The sequence below is a fragment of the Streptococcus sp. FSL W8-0197 genome, assembly GCF_037963785.1.
Lineage (GTDB): Bacteria > Bacillota > Bacilli > Lactobacillales > Streptococcaceae > Streptococcus > Streptococcus oralis_CQ.
Genome location: NZ_CP150168.1, coordinates 253133 through 269975, shown reverse-complemented (window position 1 = coordinate 269975; position 16843 = coordinate 253133). Strand labels below are relative to the sequence as shown.

At 43.9% G+C, this 16843-nt stretch carries 20 protein-coding genes; 2 read left to right on the top strand and 18 right to left on the bottom strand.

The window, feature by feature from the left end:
- Positions 1-21 precede the first annotated feature (21 nt).
- From NYE79_RS01520 to NYE79_RS01470, 11 genes are all read right to left on the bottom strand, one after another.
- Positions 22-1353 carry a hemolysin family protein gene (locus NYE79_RS01520; RefSeq protein ID WP_339293740.1) on the bottom strand — a complete coding sequence of 444 codons (1332 nt, stop codon included), beginning with the start codon at positions 1351-1353 and terminating at the stop codon, positions 22-24.
- Positions 1354-1489: 136 nt separating this feature from the next.
- On the bottom strand, positions 1490-2314 hold the full coding sequence (locus NYE79_RS01515) for a DNA/RNA non-specific endonuclease (RefSeq protein ID WP_339293739.1): 825 nt from the start codon (positions 2312-2314) through the stop codon (positions 1490-1492).
- Positions 2315-2354: 40 nt separating this feature from the next.
- Positions 2355-2549 (bottom strand): DNA-directed RNA polymerase subunit beta, encoded by a 195-nt coding sequence (locus tag NYE79_RS01510; RefSeq protein ID WP_000739701.1) that lies wholly within the window; start codon positions 2547-2549, stop codon positions 2355-2357.
- Positions 2536-3819, bottom strand: coding sequence for a UDP-N-acetylglucosamine 1-carboxyvinyltransferase (gene murA, locus NYE79_RS01505; protein ID WP_180833558.1), 1284 nt, complete (start codon positions 3817-3819; stop codon positions 2536-2538). The genes NYE79_RS01510 and murA overlap by 14 nt, the downstream gene beginning before the upstream one ends.
- A gap of 23 nt (positions 3820-3842) precedes the next feature.
- Positions 3843-4073 (bottom strand): DUF1146 family protein, encoded by a 231-nt coding sequence (locus NYE79_RS01500; RefSeq protein ID WP_002892633.1) that lies wholly within the window; start codon positions 4071-4073, stop codon positions 3843-3845.
- Between the two features lie 55 nt (positions 4074-4128).
- Positions 4129-5166, bottom strand: coding sequence for a SepM family pheromone-processing serine protease (locus NYE79_RS01495; RefSeq protein ID WP_000730772.1), 1038 nt, complete (start codon positions 5164-5166; stop codon positions 4129-4131).
- On the bottom strand, positions 5150-5638 hold the full coding sequence (gene coaD, locus NYE79_RS01490) for a pantetheine-phosphate adenylyltransferase (RefSeq protein WP_216728815.1): 489 nt from the start codon (positions 5636-5638) through the stop codon (positions 5150-5152). The genes NYE79_RS01495 and coaD overlap by 17 nt, the downstream gene beginning before the upstream one ends.
- Positions 5628-6167 carry a 16S rRNA (guanine(966)-N(2))-methyltransferase RsmD gene (gene rsmD, locus NYE79_RS01485; RefSeq protein ID WP_216728814.1) on the bottom strand — a complete coding sequence of 180 codons (540 nt, stop codon included), beginning with the start codon at positions 6165-6167 and terminating at the stop codon, positions 5628-5630. The genes coaD and rsmD overlap by 11 nt, the downstream gene beginning before the upstream one ends.
- 64 nt (positions 6168-6231) lie before the next feature.
- Positions 6232-7224, bottom strand: a complete 993-nt coding sequence (gene asnA / locus NYE79_RS01480) for an aspartate--ammonia ligase (protein ID WP_000747998.1) — start codon at positions 7222-7224, stop codon at positions 6232-6234.
- Positions 7225-7333: 109 nt separating this feature from the next.
- A complete protein-coding gene (locus tag NYE79_RS01475; RefSeq protein ID WP_001076870.1) occupies positions 7334-8017 on the bottom strand; it encodes a Bax inhibitor-1/YccA family protein in 684 nt (227 codons plus the stop codon).
- 54 nt (positions 8018-8071) lie between these two features.
- Positions 8072-8812, bottom strand: a complete 741-nt coding sequence (locus NYE79_RS01470; RefSeq protein ID WP_216728813.1) for an RNA methyltransferase — start codon at positions 8810-8812, stop codon at positions 8072-8074.
- 33 nt (positions 8813-8845) lie between these two features.
- Here NYE79_RS01470 and NYE79_RS01465 point away from each other — a divergent pair, with 33 nt between their 5' ends.
- Entirely contained in the window at positions 8846-9124 is a 279-nt protein-coding gene (locus tag NYE79_RS01465) for an acylphosphatase (protein WP_001174620.1), read from the top strand.
- A gap of 77 nt (positions 9125-9201) precedes the next feature.
- Entirely contained in the window at positions 9202-10131 is a 930-nt protein-coding gene (gene yidC, locus NYE79_RS01460; RefSeq protein WP_049479479.1) for a membrane protein insertase YidC, read from the top strand.
- Positions 10132-10202: 71 nt separating this feature from the next.
- Here the strand turns inward: yidC and pflA are convergent, their stop codons facing one another.
- The 7 genes from pflA to rpe all read right to left on the bottom strand — a co-directional run bounded on the left by pflA (position 10203) and on the right by rpe (position 16843).
- Positions 10203-10997, bottom strand: a complete 795-nt coding sequence (gene pflA, locus NYE79_RS01455; protein WP_001288281.1) for a pyruvate formate-lyase-activating protein — start codon at positions 10995-10997, stop codon at positions 10203-10205.
- A 120-nt stretch (positions 10998-11117) separates the two neighbouring features.
- On the bottom strand, positions 11118-12374 hold the full coding sequence (locus tag NYE79_RS01450; RefSeq protein ID WP_339293738.1) for a diaminopimelate decarboxylase: 1257 nt from the start codon (positions 12372-12374) through the stop codon (positions 11118-11120).
- Positions 12375-12440: 66 nt separating this feature from the next.
- Positions 12441-13268 carry a pur operon repressor gene (gene purR, locus NYE79_RS01445; protein WP_002874197.1) on the bottom strand — a complete coding sequence of 276 codons (828 nt, stop codon included), beginning with the start codon at positions 13266-13268 and terminating at the stop codon, positions 12441-12443.
- A 104-nt stretch (positions 13269-13372) separates the two neighbouring features.
- The gene (locus NYE79_RS01440) at positions 13373-14314 is read right to left on the bottom strand and encodes a 3'-5' exoribonuclease YhaM family protein (RefSeq protein WP_084936802.1); all 942 of its coding nucleotides are present in this window, start codon (positions 14312-14314) and stop codon (positions 13373-13375) included.
- Positions 14304-15560, bottom strand: coding sequence for a DNA recombination protein RmuC (locus NYE79_RS01435; protein WP_162285015.1), 1257 nt, complete (start codon positions 15558-15560; stop codon positions 14304-14306). The genes NYE79_RS01440 and NYE79_RS01435 overlap by 11 nt, the downstream gene beginning before the upstream one ends.
- 1 nt (position 15561) lies before the next feature.
- A complete protein-coding gene (locus tag NYE79_RS01430) occupies positions 15562-16224 on the bottom strand; it encodes a thiamine diphosphokinase (protein ID WP_198464977.1) in 663 nt (220 codons plus the stop codon).
- Positions 16187-16843 carry a ribulose-phosphate 3-epimerase gene (gene rpe / locus NYE79_RS01425; RefSeq protein ID WP_198464978.1) on the bottom strand — a complete coding sequence of 219 codons (657 nt, stop codon included), beginning with the start codon at positions 16841-16843 and terminating at the stop codon, positions 16187-16189. Before rpe ends, NYE79_RS01430 begins: the two co-directional genes overlap by 38 nt.

The window sequence follows — 16843 nt, the reverse complement described above, 5'->3', positions numbered from 1 at the left end:
GCAGTGACTCAAGTCACTGCTTTATTCTGTTTCTTCTTCAAGTTCTAGTTCTGTGATTTGAACTTTTACCTTGGTAACACGTCCATTTTTCACCTTATCGTTGGTCAGGACGATTTGCTTGTTTTGACTGACCAGTTCATAACTGATTTTTTCAGTTGTTGGAATCGTACCAACACCCGTCAAATAATAACCGGCGATGGTATCCACATCATCGCTTTCTAGTTCGACACCAAAGTAGTTATTGAAGTCGTTAAGATTCATGGTTCCCTGTGCAATATAGGTGTCCTCACCGATTTGATGGACTTCGATTTCTGCTCGGTCTGTCTCATCGTCAATTTCTCCGACAATCTCCTCCAGCAGGTCTTCCAGTGTGACCAGTCCAGCCATACCACCATATTCATCGAGCAAAATGGCCATTTGTCTTTGGGTATTTCGCAATTCTTTTAGCAAGTCATCCACAAAAATAGTTTCAGGAACAAAGAGTGGATCTTGTAAGATCTTCTTCCAGACAATATTTTCAAAGCCATCTGCATAGGCAGCGTTTAGCAAACGCTTGGTATGAATCAAACCAATCACATTGTCCTTATCCCCATCATAAACAGGGATACGTGAGAAATTTTGCTTTAGAATACTTTGGATAATGGTTTGACTATCATCCTGAATATCCACCATAAAGGCATCTGTCCGAGGAACCATGACTTCTCTCGCCATCAGCTCATCTAAAGAGAAGATCCCTTGTAACATCTCGATTTCGTCTGCATCCAAAGTTTCCTCACTTTTGGTCAACATGTACTCAATTTCATCTCGAGTCATTTTTTCATCCGCATCATCAAAGGTCATTGGCGTTAAACGACTCAAGAGATTGGTTGAAGCAGATAACAACCAGACAAAGGGACTGACAATCTTCCCAAGCCCAATGATAATCGGAACAGAGCGAATGGCTAAGGCATCTTTTAGATTAAGGGCAACCCGTTTAGGATAGAGTTCACCAAAAACAATAGAGATGTAGGTCAAGAATGCCAAAGAGAGGAAACTTGCAATGGCATAAGCTGTTTCTCCATTCCCCATCCAAGAGGCAATTACTTGTCCAAGTGTATCTGCCAATTTTGCCCCTGATAAGATCGTGATTAAGGTGATACCGACTTGAATGGTTGATAAAAAGTGGTTAGGATTTTCAAGTACCTTTAACAAACGAATGTAACGTTTGTCTCCCTCTTCTGCCTTTTGCTCCACTCGGGAACGGTTTAGTGACACCATCGCCATTTCAGTGGCTGAGAAAAAAGCATTTAACAGGGTCAAGATAAATAACAATACAAACTGTAGCAACAAATTCTGACTGCTCGGGTCTTCCATAGTCCTTCTCCTAAAATAGTATCTTGTGTTCCATTATATCATAAAATCGATCAGGATTCACATTATTTTTCATTTAAAGAACAACTCCCCTGCCTCTAGGAGACAAAGGAGCTGTTTTATATAGTATCCATTGTTTCTAATCCGTCACTGTCACTTGACCTGTTCGATAGTCAAGCTGGATTCCCTTTTGAACATTGGGGATTAGGACATTGAACTCCAATTCGCCATCTGAAGATTTGGCTTCAATTTGTGAAGCGGATGGAACTAGATCCTCATTTGTCGCATAGTGGAGTGTCACGCGATAACGGACCCTCTTATTTTGGTCCAAGGCTTTTCTGACTAGACTCTCATAGTAGTTCTGGCCTGTCGAATCCTCAGCCTGTGCTTGGTTTGCCCAAGCTGTCTGAACTGCAATGTTCTTGGGATTGCTGGTAGAGGCATCAAAACCATCCAATCCACCTATCAAGGCATAGCCCAGCAGGTGTCCTCTATCAACTGCATGTGTGTAGGCTCCCTTTAGATTCTTGACCTGATGCCATCCTGGTGGCGTCCAAGAGGTTGATCCATTTCCAGTCTCTTCACGATTCTTATACTGCCGAGTCGCTTTGGATAAGATGGCATTGGCAACAGTCGGGACTGTTTCTTTTCCCACTGTCTTTGTCTTATTATCCGCATAGGGTTTGCTGGAAACCTTGGCATCTAGATTGGTTTTATTGCCATTGACAACAAAGGCCCCTGCTCCATTCCACTCGAGATTACCCTTGATTTGGTTTTTGATTGACTCGGTTAAGACACTTTCTGCCAACTCCTGACTGGGTGCTTCTGAAGCTTGTTTTTTCTGATTAACCTTGGTTCTAGGGCTATTTGGTGCTGACTGCATCTGCTTGATGTAGTAGCTTCCAGCAGTCAAGAGTAAGAATAGAAGTAATCCTATCAGAGCTTGTCTTGTTTTTTTGTCCATTTTTCTCCTTATTTCTTTAGAAAAAGACTGGTCTCCCAGTCTAATTTCCTGTAAATTTGCTAATCAATTCCTGCCACTTTGCTGGAGACAAGATTGCCCATGGATCCTGTCCCTTTCCTAGGATGCCATAACCAACCATCAAGCCGATTCCTAAAGCCAGAAAGCCTAGCAATAGTACGATAAAAATCAATAGTAAGCGACGGAGTACATAGCGTAAATTTTTATTCTTCTTCATCATTTGCCTCGATTCGCTGAATCTTCGCTCCTAGCTGAGCCAATTTCTCATGGAAGCGGTAGTAACCTCTGTCAAGGTGGACTAATTTACCGACAACTGTCTCCCCTTGCGCTACCAGACCTGTCAGAATCAAAGCCGCACTGGCACGAAGGTCTGTTGATAGAACTTCTGCTCCCTGCAAGACTTGTCCTCCTACGATACGAGCTGTATCACGGATAATCTCCGAATGCAAGCCCATCCGACGCATTTCCTCCAGATGTTGGAATCGATTCTCAAATACAGTTTCCACCATAGTGGATTCCCCTTTTGCAACAGTCATTAAGGCTGTAAATTGAGCCTGCATATCTGTCGGAAATCCTGGATGAGGCAAGGTTTTTACATGAACAGCTCTAAGATTTTCCAGTTGAGAACGGACACGAATGCCTTCTGACTCCTCCGTTACCTCAACTCCCATTTCAAGGAGTTTGGCAATCAAGGGGCGATTATGCTCCCAGACTGCATCTCGAATCAGGACATCACCTCCAGTCATGGCTGCCGCCACCATAAAGGTTCCAGCTTCGATACGGTCCTGTACCACATTATGAGTTGTTCCATGGAGTTCCTCGACACCAGTCACTGTAATTGTTTCAGTACCAGCTCCCTTGACCTTGGCTCCCATTTCATTAAGAAGAATAGCAAGGTCAACAATTTCCGGCTCACGCGCAGCATTCTCAATGACAGTCACACCGTCAGCTAACGTCGCTGCCATCATCAGGTTTTGTGTCGCGCCGACACTAGGGAAGTCCATATAGATATGAGCGCCATGCAAGCGTTCTGCCTTGGCTTCGATGTAACCAGCTGTCTGGCTAATCTTAGCTCCCATAGCTTCTAAGCCCTTGAGGTGGAGATCAATCGGACGACTCCCAATGGTGCAACCACCTGGCATGGATACCTTGGCATGTCCTACACGAGCAAGGATTGGTCCCAAGACAACGATCGATGCACGCATCTTGCTGACATACTTGTAAGGAGCTTCCTCCGTGATGTCACCAGTAGCATCGACTTCGACAAGATGAGCTCCCTCATCAAAGTCAACTTTGGCATTCAGACCACGAACTACTTGATTCATGGTAAAAACATCTGACAAGATTGGGACGTTCTGCAAGACTGTCTTACCCTTACTTGCTAGAATAGTCGCTGCCAACAAGGGCAAGACGGCATTCTTTGCCCCCTCGATCGTCACACTTCCGACCAGACGATTATCACCGCCTTGAACCACAATTTTTTCCATAGTTGTTTCCTTTACTTTTGATTTTATAATAGTCCCCTAAGTGCTTCTTGCCACAGTTGGTACAAACTGATAAAGAATGAACTCAAGATGTAGCCCATCACAATACTAAAGAAGCCTACCAACAAACGAACCTTTTTTGTGTTAGTAGCGGTCACTTTTAAAACCTTTTCCCATCTTACAAGATCCTTCAAAAGGTAAAAACTCAAATAAATAAAGAGTATATGACTACTTAGAGTGAATAATAATTGAACCATTTGACTATTATACCATCTTATCCGCTTGCGCGCTAGTTTTCAATTTTTTTACAAATTAGGGATTGTTTTTAAGGTAATCAATCGCATCCTGCAAAGTTTTAACAGGAACGATTTTCATCTCTGTCTTGATCGTTTTGGCAGCTTCTAGGGCTGTTTCATAGTTGCTTTTCGCATTTGGATCTGCTTTTTTTGCTTCCTCGGTGACTGGATTGTCAGGAGCAAAAAAGATGTTGGCTCCCTGACGAGAGGCTGCAACCACTTTTTTGTCAATTCCACCGATGTCGCCAACATTTCCATCGCGATCAATAGTTCCCGTTCCCGCAACGATGCGGCCATTACGAAGTCCTGGATCTGCTATCTGGGTATAGATGGCTAGACTAAACATGAGACCAGCACTTGGGCCGCCAATACCAGCTGTAGAGAAGCGAATGGGAACGTCACTGGTCACTTCCGTACGGTCAATCAAGCCAATCCCAATCCCGTTTTTCCCGTTTTCGAGAGTGATAATTTTACCTTCTGCAGACTTGACTTTTCCGTCTTCTTCATAGGTTACCTTGACCGTGTCCCCTAATTGTTGAGAGTTGACATAGTCGACCAAGTCTTTTGAACTGTCAAATGTTTTGTCATTAACAGCCGTCACAGTATCTGCAATGTTCAGAATACCCTTAAAAGTTGAATTGTCCGTCACGGTCAAGACATAGACTCCAAGATACTTGAGTTCGATATCTTTACCAGCCGTCTTCAATCCTTGATACTTGGCCATATTTTGAGAAGTTTGCATGTAAAACTGATTGATCCGCATAAACTCTGCATCAGTAGAGCCACCCGTAGTCTCCTTGGCACTTCTAATATCCGTGAAAGGTGTTAACCAAGCATAGACAAGATGCGATAGGGTTGCGTGTCGAATACCAACTGTTACAAACTGGTAAGCTCCTGCTTCCGTATCCTCTGTTTCATTGACTTTCAAAACTCGACGAATATCTTCCGCTCCACCCGGAACTTCTATGTAGTAAGGTAAAGGTACTACAAAGGCTAAAAAAGTCAATACTAGTGCTAGGATGACATATAAGGGCCATCTAGTTTTTTTCTTCATGTTCTAATTCCTCCACAACACTGTTTGGGACATATTGCTGAATCTCCTGACCAAACTTCAGAAGTTCTCTCACGGCCGAAGAGCTGATATAAAGATGCTCTGGGCAGCTATATAGGTAAATGGTTTCGATTTCTGGAGCCAGTTGATGATTGTAGTAATCAAAACTAGACTCGTATTGCAAGTCGGTGGTATTTCGCAAGCCACGGACAAGGGTTTTAGCCCCCAGTCTTCTTGCAACATCGACGACTAGTTGGTCATGAGAAGCCAGCACCTCTACATTATCTAAATGCGCCACTGCTTTTTCGACTGCTCGTTTGCGATTTTCAACAGGGAGAAAGCCTTGTTTGTGGGGATTGTAGAAAATCCCGACATAGAGCTTATCAAAGAGTTTGCTGGCACGTTCAATGATATCCAGATGTCCATTTGTCATCGGATCAAATGAACCTGTAAATAATCCAATTTTATCTGACATAAACTGTCACCTTACTAATCCCATATATTTTTTCCTTCCAGATGCCTAAGCAGGCGATTTCTTCTGGAAGCTCTACAGATTTATCGGTTTCGCAGACAACCATGACCTCTTCGGAGAAAAGGTTTCTTTCTGCCATTTTTTCGATATCTGCAACGATTTGTTCCTTGGCATAGGGCGGGTCTAAAAAGACCAGGTCAAAGGGACCCTTCACTTGCTCCAAGGCCCGTTCAGCCTCCATCTTTAAGAGCTGAAATTTGGAAACTTCCTTGGTCATTTGGATGTTTTCAGCGATGATAGCTTGCGCCTTTCGCTCCCGTTCCACTAAGACAGCATGGGACATCCCTCTTGACACAGCTTCAATAGACAGACCACCACTGCCAGCATAGAGATCCAAGACACGACCACCCTCAAAATAGGGACCTATCATGTTAAAGATAGCTCCTCGCACCTTATCTGATGTCGGCCTCGTCGTCTTGCCTTCTAGCGTCTTGAGGGGACGCCCTCCGTAGATTCCTGATACGATTTTCATACCGTTTATTATACCAAATTATAGGCAAAAAGAGAAAGAAAACCGAACCTTGCGGTTCGATTCTCTACAAAATATTTTCGTACGTATCGCGAACTTCTTGAGGCCAAACACTGGTCTGAACCTCTCCGATGTGTTTCTTACGAAGAAGGAACATGGCCATCCGAGACTGTCCGATCCCTCCACCGATTGTCAGTGGAAAAAGGCCGTTAAGCAGGGCTTTATGCCATTCCAGCTCAAGACGATCTTCGTCTCCTGTAAGAGCCACTTGGCGACGAAGGGTATCCTCATCTACCCGAATCCCCATTGATGAAAGTTCAAAGGCACAACCAAGAGATTCGTTCCAAACGAGAATATCGCCATTCAACCCCTTGTAGCCATTTTCAGACTCTGTTGTCCAGTCATCGTAGTCAGGTGCACGGCCATCATGAGGTTTTCCGTCAGGCAACTCGCCACCGATACCAATCAAGAAGACTGCACCAAACTCTTTACAGATTGCATTTTCACGCTCTTTTGGTGTCAAGTCTGGGTAACGTTCTACCAACTCTTCTGTATGGATAAAGGTGATTTGCTTTGGCAAGATGGATTCGATATCATAGCGGGCTTCTACGGCTAGCTCTGTCAGACGAATAGCCTTGTAAATCTTCTCAACGGTTTCTTTGAGATAGGCGATATTGCGTTGACCATTTGGGATAACCTTCTCCCAGTCCCACTGGTCCACATAAACTGAGTGGGTCGCATCAAGCGAATCTTCGTCTGGACGAAGGGCCTTCATGTGAACAAATAGACCCTCACCTTCACCGAAACCAAAACGAGCCAAGGTGTGGCGTTTCCATTTGGCAAGTGAGTGAACGACTTCATAGGTTTCATCTGGAATCTGCAAAACCTTGACAGATACTGGATTTTCGACACCTGACAGGTTGTCCTGCATCCCATCTCCGACCTTGCTCAAGATAGGACCTTGAACTTCAACAACTTCTAACTTATCTTTCAAATACTGGGTAAAGGTATTTTTAACAAAGGAAATTTCTTCTTGTTGATGAATAAAACTTTTCTTCATAAACAGCTCCTCAAAAATTAGTTAAAAGCATTATACACCTATTTCCAAGAAAAGAAAAGAGTAAATAAGAAAAAGTCAGTGCTCTTTTGAACACTGACTCTGACATTCATTAATCGTTTCGACCAAAGATTCGTAAGATGCTAAGGAAGAGGTTGATAAAGTCTAGGTAGATGCTAAGCGCCATTGAGATGACCCATCCTGTCGCTACTTGTCCTCGTGACTGTTCATAAACATAGCGAATCTTTTGGTTATCCCAAGCAATCAAACCTGAGAAGACCAAGACCATGGCAATACTAATCATGTAGTCAAAGAAGCTATTGGCTAAAAATAGATTCACAACCATGGCAATGATGAGACCAACAAGCGCCGCCATCAAAGCTCGGCCCATTCCACTCAAATCTTTCTTAGTGAAAATTCCGATTGCCGCCATGACAAAGAAGAGAAGGGCGCTGGATACAAAGGCTGATAAGACGGTCCCAGGTGTATAGAAGGCTACGACAAAGCTAAGGGTAAAACCATTTAAAACAGAATAAACTAAAAATACTGGGAGAGCTGCTGGGCTATTTTTTGCAGCCATGCTACTTGCAACAAAGACTAGAGCAAGTTCTGCAAAAGTTGCAATCATCAACCAGAGACGGCCATGCATTAAAAAGTAGACTAATTGGGACTGAAAGACTGTCAACATCAAAGCTGACACGAGAGCCGATAGACCAATCCCAAGTCCCACAAAAGCATAAACCTTAGCGTAAAATTGATTAAGACCTGAACGTTCTTGAATAATCGTTTGATTCATTCTGATTCTCCTTTTTCTATAAATATGTCTTGATTATAACAAAGATTTTATAAATTAGCTAAAATAAAACATCAAAATTCCTGCTGCAACTGCTACGTTGAGACTTTCTGCTCGGCCTTTCATGCCAATATGAACCAGCTGATCAGCACTCTCAGCCATGACAGAACTAATCCCCTGCCCTTCATTTCCCATGACTAAAACAAAGTTCTCTAGTGAAGAAAGCTCACGATAATCCTTTGACTCTCTCGATAAGGTCGTTGCCAGAATGGGCAAATTGCTCTTCTTTGCCTCTTCTACAAAGCTGACAAGAGGCATACGATAGATAGGCAAATGAAAATGACTTCCTTGCATGGAACGCAGGGTCTTGAGACTGTATATATCTGCTGACTTGTCTGAGACAATAACCCCTGTAAAACCTGCAGCATCCGCCGTCCGAATCATGGTGCCCACATTACCAGGATCTTGAACATCCTCTAAAAATAGATACTTGCCCTGATGGAGATCAGGCAGTCCCACTTCTTCTTTTTGAATCACTGCAACAATCCCTTGAGGAGTTTGCGTATCTGCTAAATCCCGCAAAATTTCCTCTGAAACCCAGACTGTTTGTGGAAAAGCCGCTAGCTGATCTCGGTAACTTTCTAGGGCAAAGACCTTTTCAATCGTCACTCCTGCTTGAACAGCTTCTTCAAACAAGTGCCAGCCCTCAATCAAATAAGCAGACTTTCGATATTTTTTTTGATGCAATTTCTTGGCATTTTTTACCACAGAATTGGCTTTTGAGGTTATAATAGTCATAGAAATATTATAACACAATCAAAGGGGTTTGGTATGCAAAAGGTTAGAATGATTGCCCAAGGCAGGGTGCAGGGTGTTGGTTTTCGCTGGGGTGTTTATACTTTAGCTCTTGAAATCGGCGGCATCACTGGTCGTGTCTGGAATAACGACGATGGCACAGTGGAAATTCTTGCTCAGGCAGACTCCTCTGCCACTATGGCAAAATTTATCCAAGAAATCCGAAAAGGTCCGACACCTTTTTCAAAAGTTACCTATCTAGATGTACAAATGAGCAACTTTTCATCCTATTCGGACTTCAAAGTCGCAAATTAGGTCTCTAGAACTATTGTATATTTTACAAAAAAACAGTAGAATAGAAAGGTATAATTTTTAAAGAAGGAATGAAAACATTGAAATCTATTAAACGTTTTGCCCTCTCTGCTATGGGAGTGGCTATGCTACTCGTCTTGACAGGCTGTGTCCAAGTAGACAAAGCCACAGGACAACCTACAGGATTGATTTGGAATACCATCGGAGCACCTATGGCTGAAGCTATCAAGTACTTCGCTACTGATAAAGGTCTAGGCTTTGGTGTGGCTATCATCATCGTAACCATCATCGTGCGCTTGATTATCTTGCCACTTGGTATCTACCAATCATGGAAGGCAACGCTTCACTCTGAAAAGATGAATGCCCTCAAACACGTGCTTGAACCACATCAAACACGTCTCAAAGAAGCAACCACTCAAGAAGAAAAACTAGAAGCACAACAAGCTCTCTTTGCAGCTCAGAAAGAACATGGCATTAGCATGTTCGGTGGTGTAGGATGTTTCCCTATCCTCATTCAAATGCCTTTCTTCTCTGCTATCTACTTTGCAGCCCAATACACTGACGGGGTAGCTAGCTCTACCTTCTTGGGTATCGATCTTGGTTCACCAAGTCTGCTCCTTGTCGCTTTCGCTGGTATCCTCTACTATCTCCAATCACTTCTTTCACTTCATGGAGTAGAAGACGAGATGCAAAGAGATCAACTAAAAAGAATGATTTACGTGAGTCCACTCATGATTGTCGTCTTCTCCCTCTTCGCACCAGCCAGTGTGACGCTTTACTGGGTTGTCGGTGGTTTCATGATGATTCTCCAACAGTTCATCGTTAACTATGTTGTTCGTCCAAAACTCCGCAAAAAAGTTCGTGAAGAATTTGCAAAAAACCCACCAAAAGCAAGTTCATTTTCAACTGGAGGCGGACGCAAAGATGTCACTCCAAACCAAGCAACTGCGATCATGACTAATAAGAAACATAAAAAACGCAATGCTGGTAAACAACATTCTAGAAAATAAGAAAAAGGCTTAGCTGAGAGGCTAAGTCTTTTTGCATCACAAAAGCCCGATGTCTCCATCAGGCTTCTTTTTTATCCATGAACACGTTTCATGTAATCTTGGTAACTTTCTGTATCCATCAATTCCTTGGCATTCTTGACACGGTCTGCTGTTGGAGGTTTGACCCCTTCAAGCGAATAAGGAATCCCAAGTTCACGCCACTTGAATTCTCCCATCGTATGATAAGGTAGGATTTCAAACTTGTCAACATTTTTGAGGGTCTTGACAAACTTACCAAGTTCGATCAAATCCTCATCTCTATCTGTCAATCCTGGAACCAGCACGTGGCGAATCCAAACAGGCTTCCCGATATCTGATAGGTACTGGGCACAGGCCAAGATGTTTTTATTGGTTTGGCTTGTGACAATCTTGTGCTGTTCTTCGTTGATTTCCTTGATATCCAGAAGAACCAAGTCTGTTACCGCCATGAGTTTATTAAACTTTTCGAGATAACGTGGTTTATTACGGAACGGAAGGGCACAGGTATCCAAGGTACAGTGGATTCCTTTTTCCTTGGCCTTGGTAAAGAGGGCAATTAGGAAATCAATCTGTAAGAGGGCTTCTCCACCACTGACAGTGATTCCTCCCTTGTCTCCCCAGAAACCACGGTAGCGAAGGGCTTCTGTCAAGACATCGTCTACTGTCCGTTCGCGTGATTTATTGGTCTCCATAGCCCATGTGTCTGGGTTATGGCAGTACTGGCAACGCATGTGACAGCCCTGCAAAAAGACAATAAACCGAATCCCAGGGCCATCTACCGCCCCAAAACTCTCTGTCGAATGCACCATTCCTGTCACTTGTCCATAGTCAATTGTTTCTTCAGACATATCGTCACCTTCCTTGAAACCGTTTTATAGTTTTATTATATCACGAGTAAGGTGAAAAACAAGGTTTTTTGTCTATTTTTTAGAAAGCAATCTGTTTTTCACTTTCATTTTCATTCCCTCTTAGTGATCCGGTTCAAAATCAAAACCATATAAGGTTGCAAAATAGTCCTCAGGACGCTCTGCACGGCGGATTTGGCGGGCTTTTCCTTCTTCGGTATAGAGGATTTCTGCCGAGCGTAGTTTGGCATTGTACTGGTAACCCATGGAGAATCCATGTGCACCTGTATCATGAATCACTAGCAAATCACCGATTTCTGTATGAGGTAGTTCGCGGTTCACTGCAAATTTATCATTGTTTTCACAGAGTGAACCAACCACATCTACCACCTCAACTGGTCCATCTGGATGGGTCAGATTGGTGATATGGTGGTAGGCTCCATACATGGCGGGGCGCATGAGGTTGACTGCTGAGGCATCCACGCCCAGATAGGTACGGTAGGTTTTTTTCTTATGAGTGACTCTTGTGACCAAAGCTCCGTGAGGCGCCAACATAAAGCGGCCTAATTCAGTAAAAATCTTGACCTGACCAAGTCCTGCAGGTGTGAGGACTTCCTCATAAACCTTACGAACTCCCTCACCAATCACAGCGATGTCATTTGGCTCCTGGTCTGGGCGATAATTGACACCAATACCGCCGGAAAGATTGATAAAGTCTAGCGAAATACCCAACTTTTCCTTAATTTCAACGGCTAATTCAAAAAGCTGACGCGCCAACTCTGGGTAGTAGAGATGGGTGACGGTATTGGATGCTAGGAAAGAGTGAATCCCAAATGTCTTGGCTCCTTTTTCCTTCAAAACCGCAAAGGCTTCAAAAAGCTGATCCTTGGTCATGCCAAACTTGGCTTCTCCAGGATTGTCCATGATGTCTGTCCCTAGCTCAAAAACTCCTCCAGGATTGTAACGACAAGAGATAATTTCTGGAATGCCTGCCGCTCGCTCTAGATGTTCAATGTCTTCAAAGGCATCCAAGTTAATGGTCGCACCTAATTCACGCGCATAGGCATATTCCTTGTCAGGCGTGTTGTTAGAAGAGAACATGATTTCAGAACCGGGGAAATCCAGTTTATGGCTCATCAAAAGTTCCACATAACTAGAACAGTCCACACCACAACCTTCCTCTTGGAGGATTTTCAAGATGGCTGGGGTTGGAGTGGCCTTGACGGCAAAATATTCTTTGAATCCCTTATTCCAAGAAAAGGCCTGGTTGACGGCTCTTGCTTTTTCACGAATCCCCTTCTCATCATACAAGTGAAAGGGAGTCGGGAACTCTGCAACAATTGTTTCTAAATCTTCACGGCTGATAAATGGTGTTTTCATAAGCATCCTTCTATTCTGTTTGCAAAGAAAGGCTGGGACAAGCGTTCCAACCTTTAGTTCTATCTCTTATTTGTCTTCGTCAAAGATATTTCCAATCTCGACATCGATGGATTGGTTCTTAACATCAATATTAGTTACTTTCAAGAGTGACTTGTAATCAAACTGCTTTTCACGTTCTTCTTGGGCATTGTCTGCAAAGACTGCGACACCAGCTAGTTCAGAATCGAATTCACGCAAGAGACTAATCATCCCGTTGACAGTTCCGCCGCCTTTCAAGAAGTCATCCACAATCAAGACACGACTGCCTGCCTTGAGACTGCGTTTTGAAAGGAACATTTTCTCAATGCGGTCACCACTGGAACCTGAAACATAGTTGACGCTGACCGTTGAACCTTCGGTAATTTTCAAGTCACGACGCACAATGACAAATGGAACGTTGAGGACATTGGCAACTGCATTTGCGAGTGGAACCCCTTTAGTTGCTACTGTCATAACGGCATCGATTTTTTGGTCCATAAAGCTCTTGGCAATGATACGCCCAATATTTTTCAAAATGGCAGGCGTACTAAGCAAATCAGACAGGTAGATGTAGCCACCTGGCAAGATACGGTCGCTTTCTGAAAGTTTGTCACGCAAGTCTGCGATCATTTCTTTGGCTTCATGACTCGAGATTGATGGTGTAAAGATAACGCCACCACCTGCTCCCGTCACAGTCTGAATATGACCGATTTCGATTTCCTCAAAGGCACGCTTGATAATCACGATGTCCTCTGAAATCGATGATTTAGCAGATTCGTACTTTTCTGCAAAGGTATTGAGACTGGTTAGTTTGTATGGATTATTAATCAAATAGTTGGAAATGACAACCATCCGATCACTTCTTCTTAATTTCATTTTTATTTACCATTCCATTTAATTTTGATATTTTATCCATTATACCATATTCACATAAAAAAACGAACATTATTGCGTAAAAAATGCTCGTTTTTCTTAAATTATTAATCTAAATCTGGTTTATAGAAGGAACGATTGTCCATAGCAAAGATTTTATTGGTCATCTCTCCTTTGTCCACCAAAGCTAGAGCTGTTGACATCATCATCATGCTGGCATCTAGATTGTCAATCATATGGATAATCTCCGCCTCCATGATACGTGGACGGACTGGACTTCCATACTCCAGTAAGCCATGATGACTGAGGATAACATGGCGCAGTAGCACCACTTCTTCCCTAGTATCATCGATGCCTAGTTCCATGACTGTCTTGGTTATTTCACTATCGATGAGGGCGATATGGCCGATGAGATTGCCTCGAACTGTGTACTCCGTCTGATCGGGACCACTGAGTTCTAAAACCTTAGCCAAGTCGTGCAGCATAATCCCCGCATAGAGTAGGCTCTTGTTGAGCTGAGGATAAATCTCACTAATAGCATCTGCCAAGCGCACCATGGTTGCTGTATGATAGGCCAAACCCGTTTCAAAGGCGTGGTGGTTGGTCTTGGCAGCCGGATAGGAGTAGAATTCCTTATCATACTTGGTGTAGAGACTACGAACGATACGCTGCCAGACAGGATTTTCAATCTTGAAAATCATTTGCGACATGTAGTCACGGATTTCCTTGACATCAACTGGTGACTTGACCTTGAAGTCAGCTGGATCATTGGGTTCCCCAGGCTGAGGCAAGCGGAGAGTAATTTGATTGACTTGAGGAGTGTTGTTATAAACTTCTCGACGTCCCTGCATGTGGACGACTTTCCCTGCGGTAAAGGCCTCAACGTTATGAGGTTGGGCATCCCAGAGCTTCCCTTCAATCTCGCCGCTATCGTCTTGGAAGGTAAAGGCTAGGTAGTTTTTCCCAGCACGCGTCTGTCTTAGGTCAGCTGACTTAATCAGGTAAAAACCTTCAAACAGCTCATCTTTTTTCATGTGACTAATCTTCATATTCTTCCTCATCTTCTTGGAAATGGAGTAGATCAAGCGCAGGCTCACCTTCTGATAACTCAATGTGACGGAGCGTCCGCTCAATAGCTGTGGTACGACGGTTTAATAATTCATCAATATTGCCAGAGGCATGTTGGAGATGCTTTTGTGCCTTGACCAGAATGCCTCCGAACTTGCCAAACTCGGTCTTGACGCTGGCAAGAGTCTTGCTGATATGGTCGGCACTCTTTTGGATATTGAGAGTCTTGAAGCCAACTGATAGAGAGTTAAGCAGGGCTGATAGGGTACTTGGGCCAGCAACAATAATCTGCTCCTCCCGTCTCAAATCATCAAAGAAGACCGGATTGCGAACAATCTCTGAGTAGAGTCCCTCTGTCGGAACAAACAAGACTCCAAAATTGGTCGTCCGCGGTGGCGCTATGTACTTGCTCTTGATATCCTTGGCAAAGCGCTTGACGCTTGCTAGGAGTGACTTACGACAGCGTTCGATTTCGTCCTTATCGCCTGCTTCATAAGCTTCTTCTAAGCGGTAATAATCCGCCAGTGGAAACTTGGAGTCAATCGGCAAATAGACATATTCCTGGTCGCCTTGGCCAGGTAACTTGATGGCGTACTCTACTCGCTCGCTAGAGTTTTCAACAGTTGCAAATTCTCGTTCGTACTGGGCAGGTGTCATGATGTCTTCGATGATTTGCCCCAGTTGCAATTCACCCAGAATCCCTCGCGTCTTGGTTCCAGAGAGAACCTTGTTAAGGGCACCAACATCGCGGGCAACTGTCTGCATCTCTCCCAGGCCACGATTGACCGACTCTAGTTGCTTTGAAACTGTCTCAAAGGAAGCCTGCAAGCGCGTCTGCAAGGTCTTTTCCAATTTTTCCTCGACCGTCTGGCGCATTTGCTCCAAGCGTTGTTCATTTGATTCCTGCAGGGCTTGGAGACGTTGGTCAGTCTTATCTCTAGTTTGCAACAGATTATCTGTCATTTCTTGACGGACTTGCGTCAGGCCTTGGTGCAACTCCATTCGCACTTCTTGCAAACGGTCGCTGACAGCCACTTCCAAGTCTTTTTGATCCAGCTGGCTGGCTTGTCTGGCTTGTTCAAAGCGGTAATCCAGTTGATCTGAAAGATTGTCTGCCTGATCCTCCAAGCTCTTGGCTAGGTACTTGTCTTGCTTATCTTGCCTTTGCCAAATGAGAAAGAGTCCAGCTAGGTTGGCAATTAATAATAGTAGTAATACAGTCTCCATCCTACCTCCTGTCCTTGCTATGCAAGACAACCACATAGCCATCAGGGCAAGTCACCGAAACTTCCCTATCTATATATTCGTTAGAAGCGTATACTTTTTTAAAGAAAAAATTCTCCTCTGTCAATTCGTACTTGGCACCAAGAATAGTCAGCTGGCTATCCCGAACTGGCATAAAGGCTAGATAATCGTAGTCTGAACGGGGTTGAAGCTGACTGCTCCCTTCTGGACAATAGGCAATCAAGTTTTCCCCATCCTCAATCGCTATCTGGCGCATATAGGGTGCCAACTTGGGATTGCTAGGCAGAAAGACATTAGCCAGCATATGATCAATACGACCACCCAAAGCCCCAAAAATGGTCACTTGGGCTTGAGGATTTTTTTCAAAAATCGTTAAAAGTGCTAGTTCCAGATCCGTATCATCCTTTTCTGGCTGGGCTTGGACAAAATGTTGGGCACGTTTTTGAATCAACTGACGTTCGTCTGCAGTCACCGAATCAAAATCTCCAACTGCTAGGTCGAGAGGAAGGTCTTCTTCCAAGACCCAGAGCGAGCCTCGATCCACACCGACAAAGCAATCAAAATCCGTCCGATAATGACCGCGATCTCCGCCGGCAAAAACGGCAACCCTAGTCCAATTGTTTTCTGAGAGTTTGCACTCGTTCATTGACATCTCCCTTAAAGACATAAGATCCCGCTACAAAAACGGTAGCACCAGCTTCTTTAGCCTGAAAAATGGTTTGATCATCAATCCCGCCATCGACTTCAATCTCAAAGCTCAAACCTTTTTCCTCACGAAGGGCAACCAACTCACGAACCTTATCCATGGTTTCAGGCAGAAAAGTTTGCCCACCAAATCCAGGGTTAACCGTCATCACCAAGACTTGGTCCACTAGGTGAAGGATGTGCTTAATCGCCTCCACAGGTGTCCCAGGATTGATAACAACCGAAGGTTTGACACCAAGAGAGCGAATTTTTTGGAGGGCACCATGGATATGAGGCGTTGCTTCCACATGGATACTGATGATATCCGCTCCCGCACGCGCAAAATCTTCTAGATGATGCTCAGGATTTGATACCATCAAGTGGCAGTCAAAGACCATCTTGCTATGGGGGCGAAGAGCTTCAACCACACCTGCACCAAAACTGATTTGTGGTACAAAGTGACCATCCATGATATCGATATGGGCATATTCTGCACCAGTTGCTTCTAGACGTTTGATTTCACGTTCAAAGTTGGCATAATCTGCTGCCAGAATTGACGGAGCAATCTTGTATTGAGACAT

Coding starts and splice junctions, on each gene's coding strand:
- NYE79_RS01520 (WP_339293740.1), bottom strand. CDS start 1,353: ATGGAAGACCCGAGCAGTCAGAATTTGTTGCTACAGTTTGTATTGTTA.
- NYE79_RS01515 (WP_339293739.1), bottom strand. CDS start 2,314: ATGGACAAAAAAACAAGACAAGCTCTGATAGGATTACTTCTATTCTTA.
- NYE79_RS01510 (WP_000739701.1), bottom strand. CDS start 2,549: ATGAAGAAGAATAAAAATTTACGCTATGTACTCCGTCGCTTACTATTG.
- murA (WP_180833558.1), bottom strand. CDS start 3,819: ATGGAAAAAATTGTGGTTCAAGGCGGTGATAATCGTCTGGTCGGAAGT.
- NYE79_RS01500 (WP_002892633.1), bottom strand. CDS start 4,073: ATGGTTCAATTATTATTCACTCTAAGTAGTCATATACTCTTTATTTAT.
- NYE79_RS01495 (WP_000730772.1), bottom strand. CDS start 5,166: ATGAAGAAAAAAACTAGATGGCCCTTATATGTCATCCTAGCACTAGTA.
- coaD (WP_216728815.1), bottom strand. CDS start 5,638: ATGTCAGATAAAATTGGATTATTTACAGGTTCATTTGATCCGATGACA.
- rsmD (WP_216728814.1), bottom strand. CDS start 6,167: ATGAAAATCGTATCAGGAATCTACGGAGGGCGTCCCCTCAAGACGCTA.
- asnA (WP_000747998.1), bottom strand. CDS start 7,224: ATGAAGAAAAGTTTTATTCATCAACAAGAAGAAATTTCCTTTGTTAAA.
- NYE79_RS01475 (WP_001076870.1), bottom strand. CDS start 8,017: ATGAATCAAACGATTATTCAAGAACGTTCAGGTCTTAATCAATTTTAC.
- NYE79_RS01470 (WP_216728813.1), bottom strand. CDS start 8,812: ATGACTATTATAACCTCAAAAGCCAATTCTGTGGTAAAAAATGCCAAG.
- NYE79_RS01465 (WP_001174620.1), top strand. CDS start 8,846: ATGCAAAAGGTTAGAATGATTGCCCAAGGCAGGGTGCAGGGTGTTGGT.
- pflA (WP_001288281.1), bottom strand. CDS start 10,997: ATGTCTGAAGAAACAATTGACTATGGACAAGTGACAGGAATGGTGCAT.
- NYE79_RS01450 (WP_339293738.1), bottom strand. CDS start 12,374: ATGAAAACACCATTTATCAGCCGTGAAGATTTAGAAACAATTGTTGCA.
- purR (WP_002874197.1), bottom strand. CDS start 13,268: ATGAAATTAAGAAGAAGTGATCGGATGGTTGTCATTTCCAACTATTTG.
- NYE79_RS01440 (WP_084936802.1), bottom strand. CDS start 14,314: ATGAAGATTAGTCACATGAAAAAAGATGAGCTGTTTGAAGGTTTTTAC.
- NYE79_RS01435 (WP_162285015.1), bottom strand. CDS start 15,560: ATGGAGACTGTATTACTACTATTATTAATTGCCAACCTAGCTGGACTC.
- NYE79_RS01430 (WP_198464977.1), bottom strand. CDS start 16,224: ATGAACGAGTGCAAACTCTCAGAAAACAATTGGACTAGGGTTGCCGTT.
- rpe (WP_198464978.1), bottom strand. CDS start 16,843: ATGTCTCAATACAAGATTGCTCCGTCAATTCTGGCAGCAGATTATGCC.